The 17846-nt window shown below is 67.2% G+C and carries 19 protein-coding genes and 1 pseudogene; 5 read left to right on the forward strand and 15 right to left on the reverse strand.

Annotated features, from left to right (window positions below; all coding sequences use genetic code 11):
• Positions 1 to 505, reverse strand: a 505-nt coding sequence (locus tag Q4F73_RS07125) for a Glu/Leu/Phe/Val dehydrogenase dimerization domain-containing protein (RefSeq protein WP_303358664.1), incomplete at its 3' end; no start/stop codon positions are given.
• Positions 506 to 646: 141 nt separating this feature from the next.
• On the opposite strand from Q4F73_RS07125, the gene Q4F73_RS07130 reads away from it, so the two are divergent.
• A complete protein-coding gene (locus tag Q4F73_RS07130; protein ID WP_303358665.1) occupies positions 647 to 1735 on the forward strand; it encodes a glycerate kinase in 1089 nt (362 codons plus the stop codon).
• Here the strand turns inward: Q4F73_RS07130 and Q4F73_RS07135 are convergent.
• Positions 1705 to 2085, reverse strand: a complete 381-nt coding sequence (locus tag Q4F73_RS07135) for a hypothetical protein (protein ID WP_303358666.1) — start codon at positions 2083 to 2085, stop codon at positions 1705 to 1707. The genes Q4F73_RS07130 and Q4F73_RS07135 overlap by 31 nt on opposite strands.
• Before the next feature lie 30 nt (positions 2086 to 2115).
• Between Q4F73_RS07135 and Q4F73_RS07140 the strand changes: the two genes are divergently transcribed.
• The 4 genes from Q4F73_RS07140 to Q4F73_RS07155 all read left to right on the forward strand — a co-directional run bounded on the left by Q4F73_RS07140 (position 2116) and on the right by Q4F73_RS07155 (position 8616).
• The gene (locus Q4F73_RS07140) at positions 2116 to 3441 is read left to right on the forward strand and encodes a DUF4921 family protein (protein ID WP_303358667.1); all 1326 of its coding nucleotides are present in this window, start codon (positions 2116 to 2118) and stop codon (positions 3439 to 3441) included.
• 96 nt (positions 3442 to 3537) lie between these two features.
• Positions 3538 to 4797 (forward strand): HNH endonuclease signature motif containing protein, encoded by a 1260-nt coding sequence (locus tag Q4F73_RS07145; RefSeq protein ID WP_303358668.1) that lies wholly within the window; start codon positions 3538 to 3540, stop codon positions 4795 to 4797.
• An 81-nt stretch (positions 4798 to 4878) separates the two neighbouring features.
• Positions 4879 to 6132, forward strand: a complete 1254-nt coding sequence (locus Q4F73_RS07150; RefSeq protein WP_303358669.1) for an amidohydrolase — start codon at positions 4879 to 4881, stop codon at positions 6130 to 6132.
• 99 nt (positions 6133 to 6231) lie between these two features.
• Positions 6232 to 8616 (forward strand): glycogen/starch/alpha-glucan phosphorylase, encoded by a 2385-nt coding sequence (locus tag Q4F73_RS07155; protein ID WP_303358670.1) that lies wholly within the window; start codon positions 6232 to 6234, stop codon positions 8614 to 8616.
• Between the two features lie 55 nt (positions 8617 to 8671).
• Here the strand turns inward: Q4F73_RS07155 and pyk are convergent, their stop codons facing one another.
• The 13 genes and pseudogenes from pyk to Q4F73_RS07220 all read right to left on the reverse strand — a co-directional run.
• On the reverse strand, positions 8672 to 10111 hold the full coding sequence (gene pyk / locus Q4F73_RS07160) for a pyruvate kinase (RefSeq protein WP_303358671.1): 1440 nt from the start codon (positions 10109 to 10111) through the stop codon (positions 8672 to 8674).
• A gap of 10 nt (positions 10112 to 10121) precedes the next feature.
• Positions 10122 to 10979, reverse strand: coding sequence for a prolipoprotein diacylglyceryl transferase (gene lgt, locus Q4F73_RS07165; protein ID WP_303358672.1), 858 nt, complete (start codon positions 10977 to 10979; stop codon positions 10122 to 10124).
• Between the two features lie 23 nt (positions 10980 to 11002).
• Positions 11003 to 11830 (reverse strand): indole-3-glycerol-phosphate synthase, encoded by an 828-nt coding sequence (locus tag Q4F73_RS07170; RefSeq protein ID WP_303358673.1) that lies wholly within the window; start codon positions 11828 to 11830, stop codon positions 11003 to 11005.
• Positions 11831 to 11863: 33 nt separating this feature from the next.
• Positions 11864 to 12481, reverse strand: coding sequence for a TIGR02234 family membrane protein (locus Q4F73_RS07175; RefSeq protein WP_303358674.1), 618 nt, complete (start codon positions 12479 to 12481; stop codon positions 11864 to 11866).
• A gap of 4 nt (positions 12482 to 12485) precedes the next feature.
• Positions 12486 to 12839, reverse strand: a complete 354-nt coding sequence (gene hisI / locus Q4F73_RS07180) for a phosphoribosyl-AMP cyclohydrolase (protein WP_303358675.1) — start codon at positions 12837 to 12839, stop codon at positions 12486 to 12488.
• Entirely contained in the window at positions 12836 to 13600 is a 765-nt protein-coding gene (gene hisF / locus Q4F73_RS07185; protein WP_303358676.1) for an imidazole glycerol phosphate synthase subunit HisF, read from the reverse strand. Before hisF ends, hisI begins: the two co-directional genes overlap by 4 nt.
• A 19-nt stretch (positions 13601 to 13619) precedes the next feature.
• The gene (locus Q4F73_RS07190) at positions 13620 to 14408 is read right to left on the reverse strand and encodes an inositol monophosphatase (RefSeq protein ID WP_303358677.1); all 789 of its coding nucleotides are present in this window, start codon (positions 14406 to 14408) and stop codon (positions 13620 to 13622) included.
• A 4-nt stretch (positions 14409 to 14412) separates the two neighbouring features.
• On the reverse strand, positions 14413 to 15153 hold the full coding sequence (gene priA / locus Q4F73_RS07195; protein ID WP_303358678.1) for a bifunctional 1-(5-phosphoribosyl)-5-((5-phosphoribosylamino)methylideneamino)imidazole-4-carboxamide isomerase/phosphoribosylanthranilate isomerase PriA: 741 nt from the start codon (positions 15151 to 15153) through the stop codon (positions 14413 to 14415).
• Between the two features lie 18 nt (positions 15154 to 15171).
• Positions 15172 to 15807: an imidazole glycerol phosphate synthase subunit HisH gene (gene hisH, locus Q4F73_RS07200; protein ID WP_303358679.1), complete on the reverse strand. Its 636-nt coding sequence runs from the start codon at positions 15805 to 15807 to the stop codon at positions 15172 to 15174.
• A gap of 20 nt (positions 15808 to 15827) precedes the next feature.
• Complete coding sequence (locus Q4F73_RS07205) at positions 15828 to 16187, reverse strand: hypothetical protein (RefSeq protein ID WP_303358680.1); 360 nt, start codon at positions 16185 to 16187, stop codon at positions 15828 to 15830.
• Positions 16188 to 16215: 28 nt separating this feature from the next.
• Positions 16216 to 17472: an MFS transporter gene (locus Q4F73_RS07210; protein WP_303358681.1), complete on the reverse strand. Its 1257-nt coding sequence runs from the start codon at positions 17470 to 17472 to the stop codon at positions 16216 to 16218.
• Between the two features lie 48 nt (positions 17473 to 17520).
• Positions 17521 to 17697 carry a hypothetical protein gene (locus Q4F73_RS07215; protein ID WP_303358682.1) on the reverse strand — a complete coding sequence of 59 codons (177 nt, stop codon included), beginning with the start codon at positions 17695 to 17697 and terminating at the stop codon, positions 17521 to 17523.
• A gap of 3 nt (positions 17698 to 17700) precedes the next feature.
• Positions 17701 to 17846 (reverse strand): annotated as a pseudogene (locus Q4F73_RS07220) (imidazoleglycerol-phosphate dehydratase); the annotation flags it as partial.

Below are 17846 nucleotides of genomic sequence, written 5' to 3' on the forward strand. Positions count from 1 at the left end.
TGTCACCGGCGGGGACGTCCTTGTACTCGCCGATGTGGTTGTGCAGCTCGGTCATGAAGGACTGGCAGAAGCGCATGACCTCGAGCTCGGACTTGCCCTTGGGGTCGAAGTCGGAGCCGCCCTTGCCGCCGCCGATGGGCAGGCCGGTGAGGGAGTTCTTGAAGATCTGCTCGAAGCCGAGGAACTTGATGATGCCCAGGTTCACCGACGGGTGGAAGCGCAGGCCGCCCTTGTACGGGCCGAGGGCGGAGTTGAACTGGACGCGGAAGCCCCGGTTGACCTGGACGACGCCGTTGTCGTCGATCCACGGCACGCGGAAGATGAGCTGACGCTCCGGCTCGCACAGGCGCTGGATGAGGCCGTAGTCGGCGTAGTGCGGGTCCTTCTCCAGGACGATCTTGAGTGAGGCAAGCACTTCTGCGACTGCCTGGTGGAACTCCGGCTCTCCTGCGTTCCGCTTCAGCAGCATGTTGTAGTAGGAGGAGACCTGCTCGTCGATTGACATACGAGTCCTTTCCGGCCCGCAGTCGCGGGCTGCCCGGGGGTGGCTTTTCTAACGGCTAACAGTTTTCACGCGCAATGCCATCGACGCAAGTCACTGCCGAGTTGAATGCGTCACTCACCCTACCCCCTAGACTTGGGTGCCATGGTCCACATCATCATCGCCCCCGACTCCTTCAAGGGCACCGCCACCGCCGATCAGGCGGCGCGAGCACTGGGAGAGGGTGTCCGCTCCGTCATCCGCGACGCCGAGATCACCCTCGCCCCCATGGCCGACGGGGGTGAAGGTACCGCCGCCACTTTCGACGGTCAGACGATCACCCTGCCCACCACCGACGCCGCCGGTCGCCTCACCGAGGCCTCCTACGTCTTCGACGGTTCCACCGCCTACATCGACGTCGCCGCGGCCTCGGGTCTACCGGCGGTGGCCGACAACAAGGTCCCCCTCACCGGCGACACCTACGGCACCGGTGTGCTCATCGCCGACGCCCAGTCCCGCGGCGCCTCGCGGATCGTGCTGTGCCTCGGCGGTTCCGCCACCTCCGATGCGGGCACGGGCATCCTCGTCGCCCTCGGAGCCACCCCGCTCAACGCCGAGGGCTATTCGCTCCCGAAGGGCGGCGGCTCGCTGGGGGATCTGGCCAGCATCGACACCGCGCAGCTCAATATCCCGGCCGCCGCCGTCGAGTGGGTGCTGCTCACCGACGTCACCGCCACCGTGCCGGAGGCCGCCACCGTGTACGCACCGCAGAAGGGCGCGTCCGCCGAGGACGTCATGCTTCTCGACGCCGCCCTCACCCACGCCGCCGAAACCCTCGGCATCGACCCGCACACCCCGGGCTTCGGCGCGGCCGGCGCGGTACCCGTCGGCCTGTACTGGCTGTCGACCATGCTGCACGGCACCAGCGACCACATCCATGTCCTGCCGGGCGCGCCGCTGGTGGCCGATGCACTCGGATTGCCCGACTCGATCCCGCAGGCGCAGCTGGTGATCACCGGCGAGGGTGCCTTCGACGAGCAGTCACTGACCGGCAAGGTCGTGGGCACCGTCGCCGACCTGGTCGAGGGCACGGACGCCATCCTGGCCATCGCGGCCGGACGCATCGACGTCGACCCGGGCGAGGACGTCATCGCGGTGGAGTTGGGTGAGGCGGGGGACGTCGATAAGCAGCTTTTCGACGCCGGCGCCCGCATCGCCGCCGACTACCTGCGTATCTCCACCGCCCAGGGGTAGGTCGCGTCCACCTCGTAGTTGCGTTCCTGCTCGAGGAGCACGGCGTCATTGGGTAGCTCGGCCTGCGGGGTGAGGAAGCGCGAGAGCACCATCGCCAACTGATTCATGGACCCGGTCTGCCCTTCGACACGGATGAGGTAGCGGTGCACCTGCGCGTCGTGCAGGTCATCGCGGTCCTCCCGCAACCCCTCCTCGATGCCGTCGTAGAGGCGCGGGTCATGATCGTGGAGGACGTCGGCGGCGGTGAGCTTTCCGGCGTCGATAAGCTTGGCCATCGCCTTCTCGAACACCCCCTGGAGCTCGAGGGCGGCGGCGTCGGGAATGAGGACATCGAACTGGATCGCAGGCATGAGCACAGCGTAGCCAATAACCTGGTGGGTATGAACCTCCCCGCCAATGCGCACCGCGATCCCATCACCATCATGGCCGACGGCACGATCAAGCAGGTCAACCCGTTCTCCGGGACCGAGGTGTGGACCGTGCCCGGCCGCGGGAATCGCCCTCTGTCCAAGCCCGCCGTCGACCCGGCCCCGCTGGGCCCGCACGACCGCGACCACCGTTGCGCCTTCTGCGCGGCGACCCCGCTGGCGACGCCGCCGGAGAAGTCCCGCATCGTCCGCGACGGCTCGGACTGGCGGATCCTCCACGGGCTCCACCCGCACGAACTCGCCGACACCGTGCCGGAGTTTCGCCGGGTGCCCAACCTCTTCGAGATCATCTCCTACGACTACTGGGTGAAGAACTACGGCTATGAGATGGACGACGCCACCCTCCACCGGATGGCCTCCTACCTGGGTGATCCTGAAGGTCGCGAGCACGTCCTCGACATCGTCCGTACCCGTCTCACCGCGGGTGGCAAATCCGCGGACGTCTCCGAGGAGGAACTGCTCGAACTCGTACCCGCCTACTTCGGCGGTGGTCACGACGTCATCATCGCCCGTCGTCACTTCACCGACGAGGCCACCCACGACAACGAACTCGCCGCCTCCGGCACACTGACCCCCGAGGAGCATTTCGCCTTCACGCTGTTCACCATCGACGGCATCGACGACCTGTACCAGCGCAACCGTTACGTGCCCTACGTCGCGGCGTTCCAGAATTGGCTGGCCCCGGCGGGTGCCTCCTTCGACCACCTGCACAAGCAGCTGGTGGCCATCGACGCCCGTTCCGTCCAGGCGGAGCTGGAGATTGCGCGGTTGCGCACAAATCACAACATCTACAACGAGTGGGGTGTGGACTACGCAGGTTACCGCAACCTCATCATCGCGGAGAACGAGCATGCCGTGGTTCACGCCGGTTTCGGCCACCGCTACCCCACCCTGACGATCTACTCCCGCTCCGCCACCCCGGAGCCCTGGCTGCAGTCGAACGACGAGATCCGCGCGATGAGCGATCTCATCCACGCCTGCCATGCCGCGACCGGTCCCGATGTGGCCGTCAACGAGGAGTGGCACCACCGACCCGTCGATCTGGACCTGCCCATGCCGTGGCGCGTGAACATCAAGTGGCGCGTATCGACGCTCGCCGGATTCGAGGGTGGCACCAAGATCTTCGTCAACACCCTGTCCCCCGACAATGTGCGTGACCGTATGGTCTCCGCGATGTACCGGCTTCGCGACGAAGGGAAGATCGCCCAGGACATCAAGATCGCCACGGAATGTTCGGCGCGCCGTAATTCCCTGCTGTACAACCCGTTGCTGAAGTAGGCCGGTTGTGCGCCGTTGCGCACAACCCTTGCCGTTGTCGAACAGGTTTGCTACACTCGAAAGTGATCGAACACCAATTCGAGCACTGGGGGAAACATGCTCGCCACGACCACTTCTTTCGCCAACCTCAACGACCATGACCTGACCGCATCCATCACGACCGCCACCACGTCCCTCACCCGTTACAAGGCAGAATTCATCACCGCGATCGCCGAGTTCGACGACCGCACTCTGGCCCGCTCCCTGGGGGCACCGAGCACCACCGCCTGGCTGGTGCGCACCCAGGGGATGTCCTCCCGCACCGCCTACGAGTACCTCAGTGTCGGCCGCAGACTGCGCCCGTTTTACGATCTCACGGGCGCTTTTCTCGACGGGGACCTCAGCTACTCCAAGGTTCGTCTGCTGCTCAAGTACATGACCGACGAGAACGAACAGTCCCTCATCGCCCTGGCCCGGGCCCACACCGTTCCCGAGCTGGAGGCGCTGCTGGCCGGGCATTCCCAGGTGGGTGGCGGCAACAGGAAGGCGAAGAACCGCCTGTCGGTCACCGTGTGCCCCGACTCCGGTGAGGTGAAGCTGTGGGGAACGCTGGACCCCGAGAACGGCGCGGAACTTCTCGCCGCACTCAAGGCAGCTGAGCTGGCGAACGAGGAGCAGGCGGAGGTGGAGGGCCCGGATTCCTCCACCACCCGCTTCGGCACACCCACGTCCACCGGCCTCCTGAGCTCCTTCCTCAGCCTCGTTCGCCTGGCCCGCAACAACCCGGAGGCCAAGACCATCGCCCCCGGCGCGCAGGTGAACGTCATCATCGACACCCACGACCACGCCAGCCTGCCCACCCAGCCGGGCGCGCCGGCCAAGGACCTCCTGCGCAGTATCATCAACGGCTTCCTGTCCGTGCAGATCCGCGGCAGCGGCGGGCGCATCCTCAACCTCGGACGCAGCTCTCGACTGGTCACCCGCGCCCAGGAGAAGGTACTGCTCACCCGTTGGAAGCACCGCTGCGCTGCGCCGGGGTGCAACCACACCCGCTGGTTGCAGTTCCACCACATCCTGGACTGGGCCTCCGGCGGATTAACCGACCTCGACAACCTCATACCTCTGTGTTCGCTGCACCACGCCATGATCAGCAGTGGTGAACTGGTCATCGTGCCTGACACCGTCGATCCTGCGCTGCTGAGGTTCCGTTTCCCCGGTGGCGAATCCTGGACCTCCGTGGACAACGGCCCGCCAGTGCGCGATGACGCCATGGGGCAGCACAGCGACGGATACACGCACGGCCCGGTCCCCCGCGGCGATGAGGATCTGCTGGATATCTGGGAGCACGAGGACTCCTTCGACGACGCGGTCCCCTGATCTGTGCGCAACAGCGCACACCCGCTCCACTAGAGTTGACTACACACCATCCGGACCACGAAGGAGTATCCGAACACCCCCATGAGCGACATCTCCCGTCTACTCGCCCACCATTCCGCCGACCTGTCCTGGCAGCAGGCCTTCTACGAGGATCTGCACGAACGCCCGGAGTTGTCCGGCCACGAGTACGAGACGGCGGAGAAGATCGCCCGGAAGCTCGCCGACTTCGACTGCGAGGTGACCACCCACATCGGTGGTTACGGCATTGTCGCGGTGTTCCGCAACGGTGACGGCCCCACCGCGCTGTTCCGCGCTGACTTCGATGCGCTGCCCATCAAGGAGGAGACGGACGTTCCTTTCGCGTCCACCCGCGTGCGGCCCACCTCCGACGGCTCCCAGACGGGTGTCATGCACGCCTGCGGTCACGACATGCACACCACCGCCCTGCTGGGTGCGTGTGCGCTTCTCGACGCCCACCGCGAGGCTTGGTCAGGCACCTTCATCGCGCTGTTCCAGCCCGCCGAGGAAACGGGCGAAGGCGCTGCCGCCATGGTCTCCGACGGACTGGTCACCCGGATTCCCCGCCCGGACGTCTGCCTGGGACAGCACGTCATGCCCGGCCGCGCCGGCGAGGTGCAGACCATGTCCGGCCCCCAGTTCGCCGCCTGTGACTCCATCCGCATCACCATCCCCGGCAGGTCGGCCCACGGCTCCATGCCCCACAACGCGATCGATCCCACCTACATTGCCGCGATGGTGGTCATCCGGCTGCAGGGCATCGTCGGCCGCGCCGTTGATCCGAATGACTTCGCTGTCGTCTCTGTCGGCACCCTGCGCGCGGGCTTCACGAACAACATCATCCCGGCTTCTGCGGAACTGGTCCTCAACTGCCGCTTCTACGACGAAACCACCAAGCGCCGCGTCTACGCCGCCATCAGGCGGGTCGTGGAAGCGGAGTGCGTGGCCTCCGGGTGTGAGGAGGAGCCGACCTTCGAGTTCTTCGGTCACGGCGAACTGGTCAACAATGACCAGGGTGTCTTCGACACCGTGCGTCCCGTCTTCGACCAGGTCTTCGGCACAGAATCGGTCGACGGGCAGCGCACCACGGTGTCCGAGGACTTCGCCAACATCCCCCTCGCCTTCGGCGCCCCCTACCTGTACTGGGTCGTCGGCTGCACCCCGCAGGACCTGTGGGACCGGGCGGTCGCGGAGAACCGCGTCAAACAGGACGTGCCGGTCAACCACATGACCACCTTCCTGCCCGAGTACGGTCCCACCGTCGACGCCACCACCAAGGCCGCTGCCGCGGGCGTGCTCGCCTATCTCGGACACTGAGGCGCGCAACAACCGGCCTGCCTATATGCTGAAGCGAGTGGCCACCTGAGGTGGCTTTCACACCTGTTGCCAGTTTTCGACAACCCAGGAGCAATCCCCATGAGCGACTCCCTGCCCGCGCTGAACACGACTGTCGGCGGCCACGTCCGCGCTGCCTCCGGCGCCTCGCCGGAGACCGCCACCGACTACAAGTTCTGGTTCGGCCTCTCCCGCGGCGTGATGGAGCAGATCGCCGACAAGTGGGAGGCCACCACCGCGGCCTACGCAGGTGTCCGCCAGCAGCACTACTTCTCCGCAGAATTCCTCATGGGTCGCGCTCTGCTGAACAACCTCACCAACCTGGAGATGGTCGAGGACGCCACCGCAGCGGCCCGCGAGCTCGGCCATGAGCTCGGTGATGTCCTCGAGGCAGAGAATGACGCCGCCCTGGGCAACGGCGGCCTCGGTCGCCTGGCCGCCTGCTTCCTGGATTCCTCCGCGACGCAGGATCTGCCGGTCACCGGCTACGGCATCCTCTACCGCTACGGCCTGTTCAAGCAGGCCTTCGACAACGGCTTCCAGACCGAGAAGCCGGATGCGTGGAAGGAGAACGGCTACCCGTTCTACATCCGCCGCGAAGAGCAGCCGCGCATCGTCCAGTTCGATGACATGACCGTCCGTGCGGTGCCCTATGACATGCCGATCACCGGCTACGGCACCGACAACGTCGGCACCCTGCGCCTGTGGAAGGCGGAGCCGATGGAGGAGTTCGACTACGACGCCTTCAACTCCCAGCGCTTCACCGACGCCATCGTCGAGCGCGAGGCCGTCATGGATCTGTGCCGCGTGCTCTACCCGAACGACACCACCTACGCCGGCAAGGTCCTGCGCGTGCGCCAGCAGTACTTCTTCGTGTCCGCCTCCCTGCAGGCGATGATCGAGTCCCACCTGGACAACCACGGCGACCTGTCCACCTTCGCGGACTACAACTGCATCCAGCTCAACGACACCCACCCGGTGCTCGCCATCCCGGAGCTCATGCGACTGCTGCTCGACGAGCACGACATGACCTGGGAGGACGCCTGGGACATCGTCACCCGGACCTTCGCCTACACCAACCACACCGTGCTGGTGGAGGCCCTCGAGCAGTGGAACGTCACCATCTTCCAGCAGCTGTTCAACCGCGTGTGGGAGCTCACCGTCGAGATCGACCGCCGCTTCCGCGATGATCTGCGCGAGCGCGGCTTCGACGAGGAGCGTATCCACCGCATGTCCCCGCTGCAGGACGGTCACGTGCACATGGCGTGGATCGCCTGCTACGCCTCCTACTCCATCAACGGTGTGGCCGCGCTGCACACGGAGATCATCAAGCGTGACACCCTCGGTGACTGGCACGAGATCTGGCCGGAGAAGTTCAACAACAAGACCAACGGTGTCACCCCGCGCCGCTGGCTGAAGATGTGCAACCCGCGCCTGTCCGATCTGCTCACCCGCCTCGTGGGCTCCGACGAGTGGGTCACCGACATGGATAAGCTCCAGGAGATCGCCCACTACGCCGACGACGAGTCCGTCATGAACGAGCTCCTCGAGATCAAGGAGGCCAACAAGGCCGACTTCGCCGAGTGGATCAAGGACCGTCAGGGCATCGAGGTGGACCCGCACTCCATCTTCGACACCCAGATCAAGCGTCTCCACGAGTACAAGCGCCAGCTGCTCAACGCCCTCTACATCCTGGACCTCTACCTGCGCATCAAGGAGGACGGCCTCACGGACGTTCCGCCGCGTACCTTCATCTTCGGCGCCAAGGCCGCCCCGGGTTACTACCGGGCGAAGGGCATCATCAAGCTCATCAACGAGATCGCCACCGTGGTCAACAACGACCCGGAGGTCAACGACGTCATCCGCGTCGTCTTCGTGGAGAACTACAACGTCTCCCCCGCCGAGCACATCATCCCGGCGACGGACGTCTCCGAGCAGATCTCCACCGCCGGCAAGGAGGCCTCCGGTACCGGCAACATGAAGTTCATGATGAACGGCGCCCTCACCCTGGGCACGATGGACGGCGCGAACGTCGAGATCCACGATTCCGTGGGCGATGACAACGCCTACATCTTCGGCGCCCGCGAGGAGGAGCTGCCGGAGCTGCGCGCCACCTACAACCCGTGGCACGCCTACGAGACCGTCCCGGGCCTCAAGCGCGCCCTCGATGCGCTTATCGACGGCACCCTGGACGACAACGGCACCGGCCAGTTCCACGACATCCGTTCCTCGCTTCTCGACGGCGGCGGCTGGGAGACCCCGGACGTCTACTACGTCCTCGGTGACTTCGCCGACTTCCGTGAGACCCGCGACCGCATGGCCGCCGACTACGTCGCCGACCGCCAGCACTGGGCACGGATGTGCTGGGTGAACATCTGCGCCTCGGGCCGCTTCTCCTCTGACCGCACCATCGGCGACTACGCCCGTGAGGTCTGGAAGCTCGACCCGACCCCGATCACCAGGTAGCGACGCGAAGAAGCGGCGGAGAGGATGTCCTCTCCGCCGCTTCTCGTCTGAACTACTACTTGCGGGTGCTGGCCGTCGGCGAGCTGGTGTCCTCGCCCAGCAGGTGGACGTGGATCATGTTGGTGTTACCGGAGACCCCGGGCGGGGTGCCGGCGACCACGACCATCATGTCGTCACGGTGGTAGTCGTCCATGGCGAGCAGCGAGCGGTCGAGCTCGGCCATCATGTCGTCGGTGGAGCGGGCCTGGGCACAGAGGAAGGTCTCGGCACCCCAGGTGAGCGCCAGCTGCGAGCGGACGGCCTGGTGCGGCGTGAACACCAGCAGTGGCAGGTGCGAGTGCAGGCGGGCCACGCGGCGGGCGGTGTCACCGGAGGTGGTGAAGCACACCAGCGCGCGGGCGTTGAGGCGCTCGGCGATGTCGCGGGCGGAGTAGGAGATGACGCCGCGCTTGGTGCGCGGGACGTGACTCAGCGGCGGCACGTGGCCGTCGGTCTCCGCCTGGGTGACGATGCGGGCCATGGTCCGCACGACGTTGTGCGGGTCGACGCCGATGGAGGTCTCGCCGGAGAGCATGACGGCGTCGGCACCGTCGAGGACGGCGTTGGCGACGTCGGAGGCCTCCGCGCGGGTGGGCGTGGAGTTCTCGATCATGGAGTCGAGCATCTGGGTGGCCACGATGACGGGCTTGGCGTTCTCGCGGGCGATCTGGATGGCGCGCTTCTGCACCAGCGGGACCTGCTCGAGCGGGACCTCGACGCCGAGGTCACCGCGGGCGACCATGATGGCGTCGAAGGCGAGGACGATGGACTCCAGCGCGTGGACGGCCTCGGGCTTCTCCAGCTTGGCGATCACGGGCACGTGGCGACCGACGCGGTCCATGACCTCGTGGACCAGGTCGACGTCCGCCGGGGAGCGGACGAAGGACAGTGCGATGAAGTCGACGCCGAGCTCGAGGGCGAACTCGAGGTCGGCGATGTCCTTCTCGGACAGGGCGGGCACGGAGATGTCCATGCCGGGCAGGGAGACACCCTTGTTGTTGGAGACGGGGCCACCCTCGGTGACCTCGCAGACGACGTCGTTGCCGTCGACCTCGAGGCAGGTGAGGCCGACCTTGCCGTCGTCGACAAGCAGGCGATCGCCGGGCTTGGCGTCGAGCGCGAGGTTCTTGTAGGTGGTGGACACGCGGTCGTGGGTGCCCTCCACATCGTCCACGGTGATGCGGACGACCTCGCCGGTCTCCCAGACGGTGGCACCGTCGATGAAGCGGCCGAGGCGGATCTTGGGTCCCTGCAGGTCGGCGAGGATGCCGACGGCGCGGCCGGTGACATCGGTGGCCTCGCGGACCCACTTGTAGTTCTGCTCGTGATCGGGGTGATCACCGTGGGAGAAGTTCAGGCGGGCGACGTCCATGCCGTCCTCGACCAGGCGCCGGATGGCGTCCTTCGAGGCGACGGCGGGACCGAGGGTGCACACAATCTTGGTTCGTCTAGACACGGCTACCAACCTACTCTGTTTCGTCGACGTGGGCCCGTCGACGTCGTTGAAGCCACAGGAACACGCCCACTGCGGTGAGGAACACCACGGCGGACACCCAGGTGTTGACGCGCTGCCCGAGGATCATCGTGGCGGAGTCGTCGCGCATGAGCTCGATCCAGAATCGGCCCAGCGTGTAGCCCGCGACGTAGAGGGCGAAGATGGAACCCTGTGCCAACTGGAAGCGACGGTCGATCACCAGCAGCAGGGCGAAGATGAGCAGGTTCCACAGCAGTTCGTAGAGGAACGTCGGGTGGACGGAGGTGATGATCTCGCCCGTGGATCGTCCCGTGAGCGGTGCGAACTCGCCGTTGCTGTCGACGCGGTAGTAGATGTCCAGCGCCCAGGGCACGTCGGTGGGGCGCCCGTAGATCTCCTGGTTGAACCAGTTGCCCAGCCGGCCGATGGCCTGGCCGAGGATGATCGCGGGGGCGACGGCGTCGGCGAAGGGCGCGAGCGGCACCTTCTTCCAGCGGAACAACAGCGCCACGCCGACGGAGGCCAGGGCCACGGCTCCCCAGATTCCCAGCCCGCCGGCCGCGATGTTGAAGGCGCTGGCCGGGTTACAGGTCTCGCAGAAGTACTTGTCGGCGTCCGTGATGACGTGATAGAGCCGTCCGCCGATGATGCCGACGGGAATGGCCACCAGCGCCGCATCCCACACCATGTCGGCGTCTCCGCCGCGCGCCGTGTAGCGACGGTGGGTCACCCACAGCGCCAGAAGGATGCCGATCATGATGCATATCGCGTAGGCCCGCAGCGGGATGGGGCCGAGGTACCACACGCCCTGGGGCGGGGAAGGGATGTTCGCGAGGATAGTGGTCTGCACGGTGTAACAGTGTGCCAGAGTCCTCAGCGCGAGGGGCAGGAGGGATGCTGTCCGGTGGCGACCAGGGTGCGCGTCAGCCGCGCGGGGTCCTCGGCGGTCATGAGTTCCTCGCCGACGACGACGGCGTCGGCACCCGCGGCGGCGTAGGCGAGCAGATCACGCGGCGAGTGCACCCCGGACAGGGCGATGCGCACCGTCGACTCGGGCAGGCCCGGGGCGATGTCGGCGAACAGCTGCTTATCGACGTCCCCGCCCACCAGCGGCCGCGCATTCACCGCGACGACGCGCGCCCCGGCATCCATGGCACGATCGGCCTCCGCGGGGCTGCGGACCTCGAGGACGGCGGTCATCCCGAGGGACTCGATGCGGTCCAGGAGGGAGACGAGGCGGTTCTGGTCGAGGAGTTCGACCTGCAGGGGAACCAGGTCGGCTCCGTAGCAGCGGGCCTCGTGGATCTGGTACGGGTCGAGGATGATGTCGCGGCAGAACATGGGCACCTGGACCGCCTCGCGGGCGACGCGCATGTCGGTGAGTGAGCCGTGGAAGCGCAGGCGCTCGGTCTGGCAGGCGATGAGGTGGGCCCCGCCCTCCTCGAACTCGTGGGCCAGGTGGGCGATGGGGGCGGTGTCGGCGATGAGGGTGCGGCCGGGGACCGCGCGCTTGATTTCGGCGATGACGCTGCAGCCGTTGCGCAACAGCGCGCGGTAACCGTCACGGGTGTTGTCCGTGTCGCGCGAGCGGGCCTTGATCTCCTGGAAGGAGACGATGGCCTCGCGGGCGGCGACATCCTTCAGGACGTCGGCCACGAGCCGCTCCAGTGCACTCATCTGCACCTCCCATCGAGATCCCATTAAGGGTATCCCGTGACCTTCCTCACGAAGAAATCAGGGCCGGGAAGTGTCCGTGGGGTCGATGTCCGCATCGAGGGCATCCCACATGACGCGCCCGGAATCGGGCTCTGCCTGGAGGTCGTCGGCGATCTTGGCTTCGCGGGCCTGGCGGGTCTCGTAGCGGTTGAGTTTCGCGGAATCCTGCCCGGGTCGCATCGCCAGCAGGACCCCGGCGAACAGGGCGAGGGCGGCGCCCACCATGGCCAGGGCCGGTCCCGCGGTGTGGACTTCCAACCCGGCGATCTCGGCCCAGGAGGCGATGACGGTCTCGTCTCCCGTGGACAGCAGCTGATGCACGCGCTGCGGGTCGGGTTCTCCGGCCAGCAGGCCCAACGGCGCCCAGGAGGCGCCGATGCCGGCCAGGGCGGAGACGATGCCGACGATGCGTCGTCCCATGCGCCGCAGTGCCAGGCCTGCCACCGCCCCGGCGAGCAGCAGCAGTGCCACGGCGGTCTGTTCGGTGGACCAGAGGCCGCCGATGACGGCGTGGGAGGCGTTGCCGGACTTGTCGTCGAAGGTGTCGGCGGTGATCCACGCCATGCGGGACGCGGCCCAGAGGATGAGCGCGGACAGGGCGAGCAGGAGTGCGGAGATTCGGTGGAGGTTCTTCATGGCTCTACAGCAGTTCGTCGGCGTCGAAGCAGGTGCGGTCGCCGGTGTGGCAGGCGCCGCCCACCTGGCGGACGGTGACCAGGACGGTGTCCCCGTCGCAGTCCAGGCGCACGCCGGTGACCTCCTGGGTGTGGCCGGAGGTCAGGCCCTTGATCCAGTACTCGCCGCGGGAGCGGGAGTAGTAGGTGCCCTGCCGGGTGGCCAGGGTGTACGCCAGCGCGTGGGTGTCCATCCACGCCAGCATGAGCACCTCTCCGGTGCCCTCGGCCTGGACGACGGCGGGCAGCAGCCCGGCGTCGTTGAGCTTGAGGCGGGCGGCGATGGCGGGGTCGAGATCGTGGTCGGCGGGGTTGCTCATCGGCGGACCTCATGGCCGGCGTCGGCCAGCGCGTCCTTGACCTCACCGATGCTCACCTCGCCGAAGTGGAAGATGGTGGCGGCGAGTACGGCGTTGGCCCCGGCGTCGACGGCCGGCGGGAAGTGCGCTGCCTCACCGGCACCACCGGAGGCGATGACGGGGACGTTGACGGCCTCGCGGACCAGGCGCAGCAGCTCCAGGTCGAAGCCGTCCTTGGTGCCGTCGCCGTCCATGGAGTTGAGCAGGATCTCCCCCACCCCGAGCCGCTCACCGGTCTGCGCCCACTCGATGGCGTCCAGGCCCGCGGACTTCGAGCCACCGTGGGTGGTCACCTCGAAACCGGAGGGCTGGTCGGGGGCACGGCGGGCGTCGACGGACAGGACGATGCACTGGGAACCGAACTGGTCGGCCAGTTCACGCAGCAGCTCCGGGCGGGCGATGGCGGAGGTGTTGACGGAGACCTTGTCCGCGCCGGCGCGCAGCAGCTGGTCGACGTCCTCGACCGAGCGCACGCCACCGCCGACGGTCAGCGGGATGAAGACCTGCTCGGCGGTGCGCCTGACCACCTCAAGCATGGTGCCGCGGCCGTCCTTGGAGGCGGAGACGTCGAGGAAGGTCAGCTCGTCGGCACCCTCGACGTTGTAACGGGCGGCCAGTTCCACGGGATCCCCGGCGTCGCGGAGGTTCTCGAAGTTGACGCCCTTGACCACACGACCGTTGTCGACGTCCAGGCAGGGGATGACGCGGATGGCCACGGCCATGGGGAACGCCCCTTTCACTCTAGGAATTGAGGATCCCACTCATCGTACTCATGATGGCCTCGTGGGCCCGCGCGGTACCCGCCACCACCCCGATGGACCGCGGGGTCCACTCGTTGCCCTCGATGTCGGTGACCACCCCGCCGTTGGCGCGGATGAGCATGACACCCGCGGCGTTGTCCCACACGTGCGGGGAGAAGCTCACCGCGCCGCCGAAGATCCCCTGCGCGGTGAAGGCCAGATCAACACCGACGGAGCCGGTGATCCGCGGGCGCAGGTACGTCGCGGCGAGTTCCGCGAGCAGCCCCTGGCGCAGCAGGGAGGGGAACTGGGAGCGCACCTGGGAGGCCACGGAGGAGAACCCCACCTGGGTCACCAGCTGATCCGCCTCGCTCAACGGGGTGAGCGGCTGGCCGTTGAGGCGGACCTGCCCGCCCTCGAAGGCGGTGAGACGGCGGCCGAGCAGGGGCATGGAGGTGATGGCGGCGACGGGGTGGTCGTCGATAAGCAGGGCGATGAGGATCGCGCACATCGGGTTGCCCGCGGCGTAGTTGGCGGTGCCGTCGATGGGATCGACGATCCACACGGCGTCGTGGTTGTAGCTGCCACCGGCCTCCTCCCCCAGGACGGGGATGCCGGTGAACTGGGTGAGCGTCTGCCGCAGGTGGGCCTCGATGGCCAGATCGACCTCGGTGGCGAAGTCGCCGGGGCTTTTCATCGCGGCAGGATCGGAGCCGACGCCGGCGAGGAACATCCTCTCCGCGTCATCACACACCGCCTCCGCGACGGCCAGCAGCTCCCGGGCGTCCATGCCGCTACTGCTTATCGACGGCCGCGAGTGCCTCCCGCAGCGTGAAGCGTCCTTCGTACAGTGCCTTGCCGATGATGGCGGAGTCGATGCCCTCCTCGGTGTACTTCGCCAGCTCCACGACGTCGTCGAGGACGGAGATACCACCGGAGGCGACGATCTTCGCGTCGGTGGCGGCCGCCACCTCGCGCAGGAGCTGCACGTTGGGGCCGGCGAGGGTGCCGTCCTTGGACACGTCGGTGACGACGAAGCGTCGGCAGCCGGCGGCGTCGAGACGCTCGAGGACCTCCCACAGGTCGCCGCCGTCGGAGACCCAGCCGTTGCCGCGGGTGCGCCACTCGCCGTCGATCTCGCGGACCGCGATGTCCACGGCCACCTGATCGCCGTGGGAGGCGAGCACGTCGGCGATCCACTCCGGCTTCTCCAGCGCGGCGGTACCGATGTTGACGCGGGTGGCGCCGGTGGCCAGGGCGCGCTCGAGGGAAGCGTCGTCGCGGATACCGCCGGTCAGCTCCACCTTGATGTCCAGCTGCCCGGTGATCTCCGCCATGAGCTCGTGGTTGGAACCACGGCCGAAGGCGGCGTCGAGGTCGACGAAGTGCAGCCACTCCGCACCCTGGGCCTGCCACTCCAGAGCCGCCTCCAGCGGCGAACCGTAGGACTTCTCGGTACCGGCCTCGCCCTGGTCGAGTCGCACGGCCTGGCCGTCGACGACATCCACGGCGGGAAGAAGGGTGAAATCGCTCATGGTTCCCAATCCTATCCTCTAGAGAGTTGCCACCCAGTTGCCCAGCAGCTGCAGTCCGGCATCACCGGACTTCTCTGGGTGGAACTGGGTGGCCCACAGCGGACCGTTCTCCACGGCGGCGACGAAGCGGTCGTTCTCGTGCTGCGCCCACGCGACGGACGGCGGGGTGGTGAGGTCATCGGTGACCAGCGTCCAGTCGCGGACGCCGTAGGAGTGGACGAAGTAGAAGCGCTCGTCGTCGGGGAGCTGGGCGAACATCTGCGAGTCCGGGTCCCGCGACACCGTGTTCCAGCCCATGTGCGGCAGGATGTCCGCCTGCAGGCGCTCGACCGCACCCGGCCACTCCCCTGCCCCGCGGGTGTGCACGCCGTGCTCATCGCCTTCGTCGAAAAGAATCTGCATGCCGACGCAGATCCCCATCACCGGGCGCCCACCGGCGAGGCGCTGGCCGATGATGCGGCCGCCGTGGACGGCGTTGAGCCCGGCCATGCAGGCGGCGAAGGCACCGACGCCGGGGACGAGCAGCCCGTCGGCGTTGACGCAGATCTGCGGATCGGAGGTGACGGTGACCTCGGCCCCGACCTTCTCCAGTGCCCGGTGGGCGGAGCGCAGGTTGCCGGAGCCGTAGTCGAGGAGGGCGACGGTTTTTGCCATGAGGGAAAGTGTAGCGCGGGCTACAACTCCCACTCCTCGACGGGTGTTCGACGGGCTCCCCACAGTTTCCACTGGGGCCAGGCCGCGCGTTGTTCCAGCAACGTCGGCTCGCTCAGGCGGGGGATCGACCGTGCCGCGCCAATGTACTCGGCGAGCGGCCTTATTTCCTCGTGCACTCTTTGTTCCTCATGCCACTTGAAGGCTCCGGCGGCGTAGAACTCACGGTAGAGGTCACACAATGTCTCCAGGTCAGCAACCGCACAATGATAACGAAACTCTTCCAGCGTGTATTCCCCGAAGAAGGAGTCACCCATCAACGTCAGTCGCACGATCAGATCCGGATCGGGTTCGGCGATCTCGGTGAGTCTCCAGAGAGGCACAGGGCATACCCTCATGCGGCTTCGTGGCTTACCTGTCACGAGTTCTCGTTCTCTTGCCCGCCAAGCGGCGGGGCACGTGGATCTGCCGCAGGCGGGTGCGGATGTTGTTGTGTTCGGTGACGCGGTGCGCGCCGAGGAAGCGGTCGGTGGCGGTCGCGACGATGCCGACCGCGACAATGGCCGCCGCCACCGTGTAGGCACCCGAGTAGGCGGCCTGCGCCGCGACGAAGCCGAGGACGAAGGAGCCGAGGCCGGTGCCGGCGTCGTAGGCCATGTTCCACACCGCGGAAGCCTCGGAGACCTTGGTGCGCGGCAGGCGCTGGAACATCTCCAGCAGGGCCTCGTTCTGGACCATGCCGAAACCACCGCCGAAGAGGATGCCGGCCAGCACCAGCCACCACACGGACCAGCCGTTGGCGATGACCAGCGCCATGAGCGCCACGCCCGAAAAGCCCATGACCTGACCGGGGATCATGGTGATGCCCGCGCGGCCGGCACGGTCCGCCACCATGCCGGAGACGTAGCGCAGTGCCATGGCCGCGCCACCGGTGATCGACAGCATGAAGCCACCGATGACCGCACCGGTGACGGGATCCAGCTCCAGGACAGCCGCGGGCAGGAAGGAGGAGACCGCGCCGAAGCTCATCGAGAGGGTGTTGACCGCCACCGCCGGGACCAGCACGAGCTTCCACATGGAGACATCGCCGGGTGCCCGCTCGCGGGAGGACTCCTGTGCCCGGATCCGCGGGATGCGCAGGCACATTACCGCGGCGATCAGCGCCACGATCGCGGCGGCCACATACACCGAGCCGAAACCGAACTGGCCGGTCATCCACAGGCCCAGCGGCAGGAAGACCATCTGGGCCACACCGACGAAGACCCCGAGCATGCCCGACGCCTTCCCCAGGAAACGGGCGGGCACCAGCTCCGCGATGAGCGCGGATTCGGCGACCGTCAGCGCGCCGAAACCGACGCCGCGCAGAGCGGAGAAGAGCAGCAGCGCCCAGACGGCGTCGTCCAGCAGGTGGCCGAGCGCCGGTACGCCGAGCATGAAGGCGGAGGCCACCATCACCGGGTTGTAGCCGATGCGGCGCAGCATCGCCGGGGTGAAGATCTGGGTGAGCACCGTCGCGGCCATGAAGACACCGGTGGTGGCACCCGCGATCGTGGCGGAGTGGCCGGCGTCGAGCGCGGCCAGCGGGATCACCGGCAGCAGCAGCGACCAGGCGCCGAAGGCCGCGAAGACCGCGACGAGAGTGGGCACAAAACCCGGGGCCTTCCACATGCTGTCAAGGTTCTCGATCTCCGCACGTGTCAGTCCCGTCTGTGCCACTTACTCCATCGCTCCCATCATCCAGAACACGGCTCCCACGAACGCGACTGCAGAACACAGGGCCAGAAAAATCGTCATCGGTCGGCTCCCGGACTGGTAGGCCGACCAGGTCGCGCCGACCAGCAGGCCGGCGACGATGAACAGCAGGTAGACCAGCCAGTTGCCGGAACCGTCCATGGTCTACAGCGCTCCCTTGGTAGAGGGTACGCCCTCCACCCGGGGGTCGCGCTCCACGGCCTCGCGCAGCGCCCGGGCGACGGCCTTGTACTCCGCCTCGGTGATGTGGTGCGGGTCGCGGCCGTAGTGGCAGATGACGTGGAGGGTGA

Origin of the sequence: Corynebacterium sp., assembly GCF_030535495.1 — a bacterium.
Taxonomy (GTDB): domain Bacteria; phylum Actinomycetota; class Actinomycetes; order Mycobacteriales; family Mycobacteriaceae; genus Corynebacterium.

Coding starts and splice junctions, on each gene's coding strand:
- Q4F73_RS07170 (WP_303358673.1), bottom strand. CDS start 11,830: ATGGGATCTCGATGGGAGGTGCAGATGAGTGCACTGGAGCGGCTCGTG.
- Q4F73_RS07130 (WP_303358665.1), top strand. CDS start 647: ATGGTCCACATCATCATCGCCCCCGACTCCTTCAAGGGCACCGCCACC.
- Q4F73_RS07210 (WP_303358681.1), bottom strand. CDS start 17,472: ATGTGGAAGGCCCCGGGTTTTGTGCCCACTCTCGTCGCGGTCTTCGCG.
- hisF (WP_303358676.1), bottom strand. CDS start 13,600: ATGGCCGTGGCCATCCGCGTCATCCCCTGCCTGGACGTCGACAACGGT.
- hisH (WP_303358679.1), bottom strand. CDS start 15,807: ATGGCAAAAACCGTCGCCCTCCTCGACTACGGCTCCGGCAACCTGCGC.
- Q4F73_RS07145 (WP_303358668.1), top strand. CDS start 3,538: ATGCTCGCCACGACCACTTCTTTCGCCAACCTCAACGACCATGACCTG.
- Q4F73_RS07135 (WP_303358666.1), bottom strand. CDS start 2,085: ATGCCTGCGATCCAGTTCGATGTCCTCATTCCCGACGCCGCCGCCCTC.
- Q4F73_RS07175 (WP_303358674.1), bottom strand. CDS start 12,481: ATGAAGAACCTCCACCGAATCTCCGCACTCCTGCTCGCCCTGTCCGCG.
- Q4F73_RS07215 (WP_303358682.1), bottom strand. CDS start 17,697: ATGGACGGTTCCGGCAACTGGCTGGTCTACCTGCTGTTCATCGTCGCC.
- Q4F73_RS07140 (WP_303358667.1), top strand. CDS start 2,116: ATGAACCTCCCCGCCAATGCGCACCGCGATCCCATCACCATCATGGCC.
- priA (WP_303358678.1), bottom strand. CDS start 15,153: ATGAGCGATTTCACCCTTCTTCCCGCCGTGGATGTCGTCGACGGCCAG.
- Q4F73_RS07150 (WP_303358669.1), top strand. CDS start 4,879: ATGAGCGACATCTCCCGTCTACTCGCCCACCATTCCGCCGACCTGTCC.
- hisI (WP_303358675.1), bottom strand. CDS start 12,839: ATGAGCAACCCCGCCGACCACGATCTCGACCCCGCCATCGCCGCCCGC.
- Q4F73_RS07155 (WP_303358670.1), top strand. CDS start 6,232: ATGAGCGACTCCCTGCCCGCGCTGAACACGACTGTCGGCGGCCACGTC.
- Q4F73_RS07190 (WP_303358677.1), bottom strand. CDS start 14,408: ATGGACGCCCGGGAGCTGCTGGCCGTCGCGGAGGCGGTGTGTGATGAC.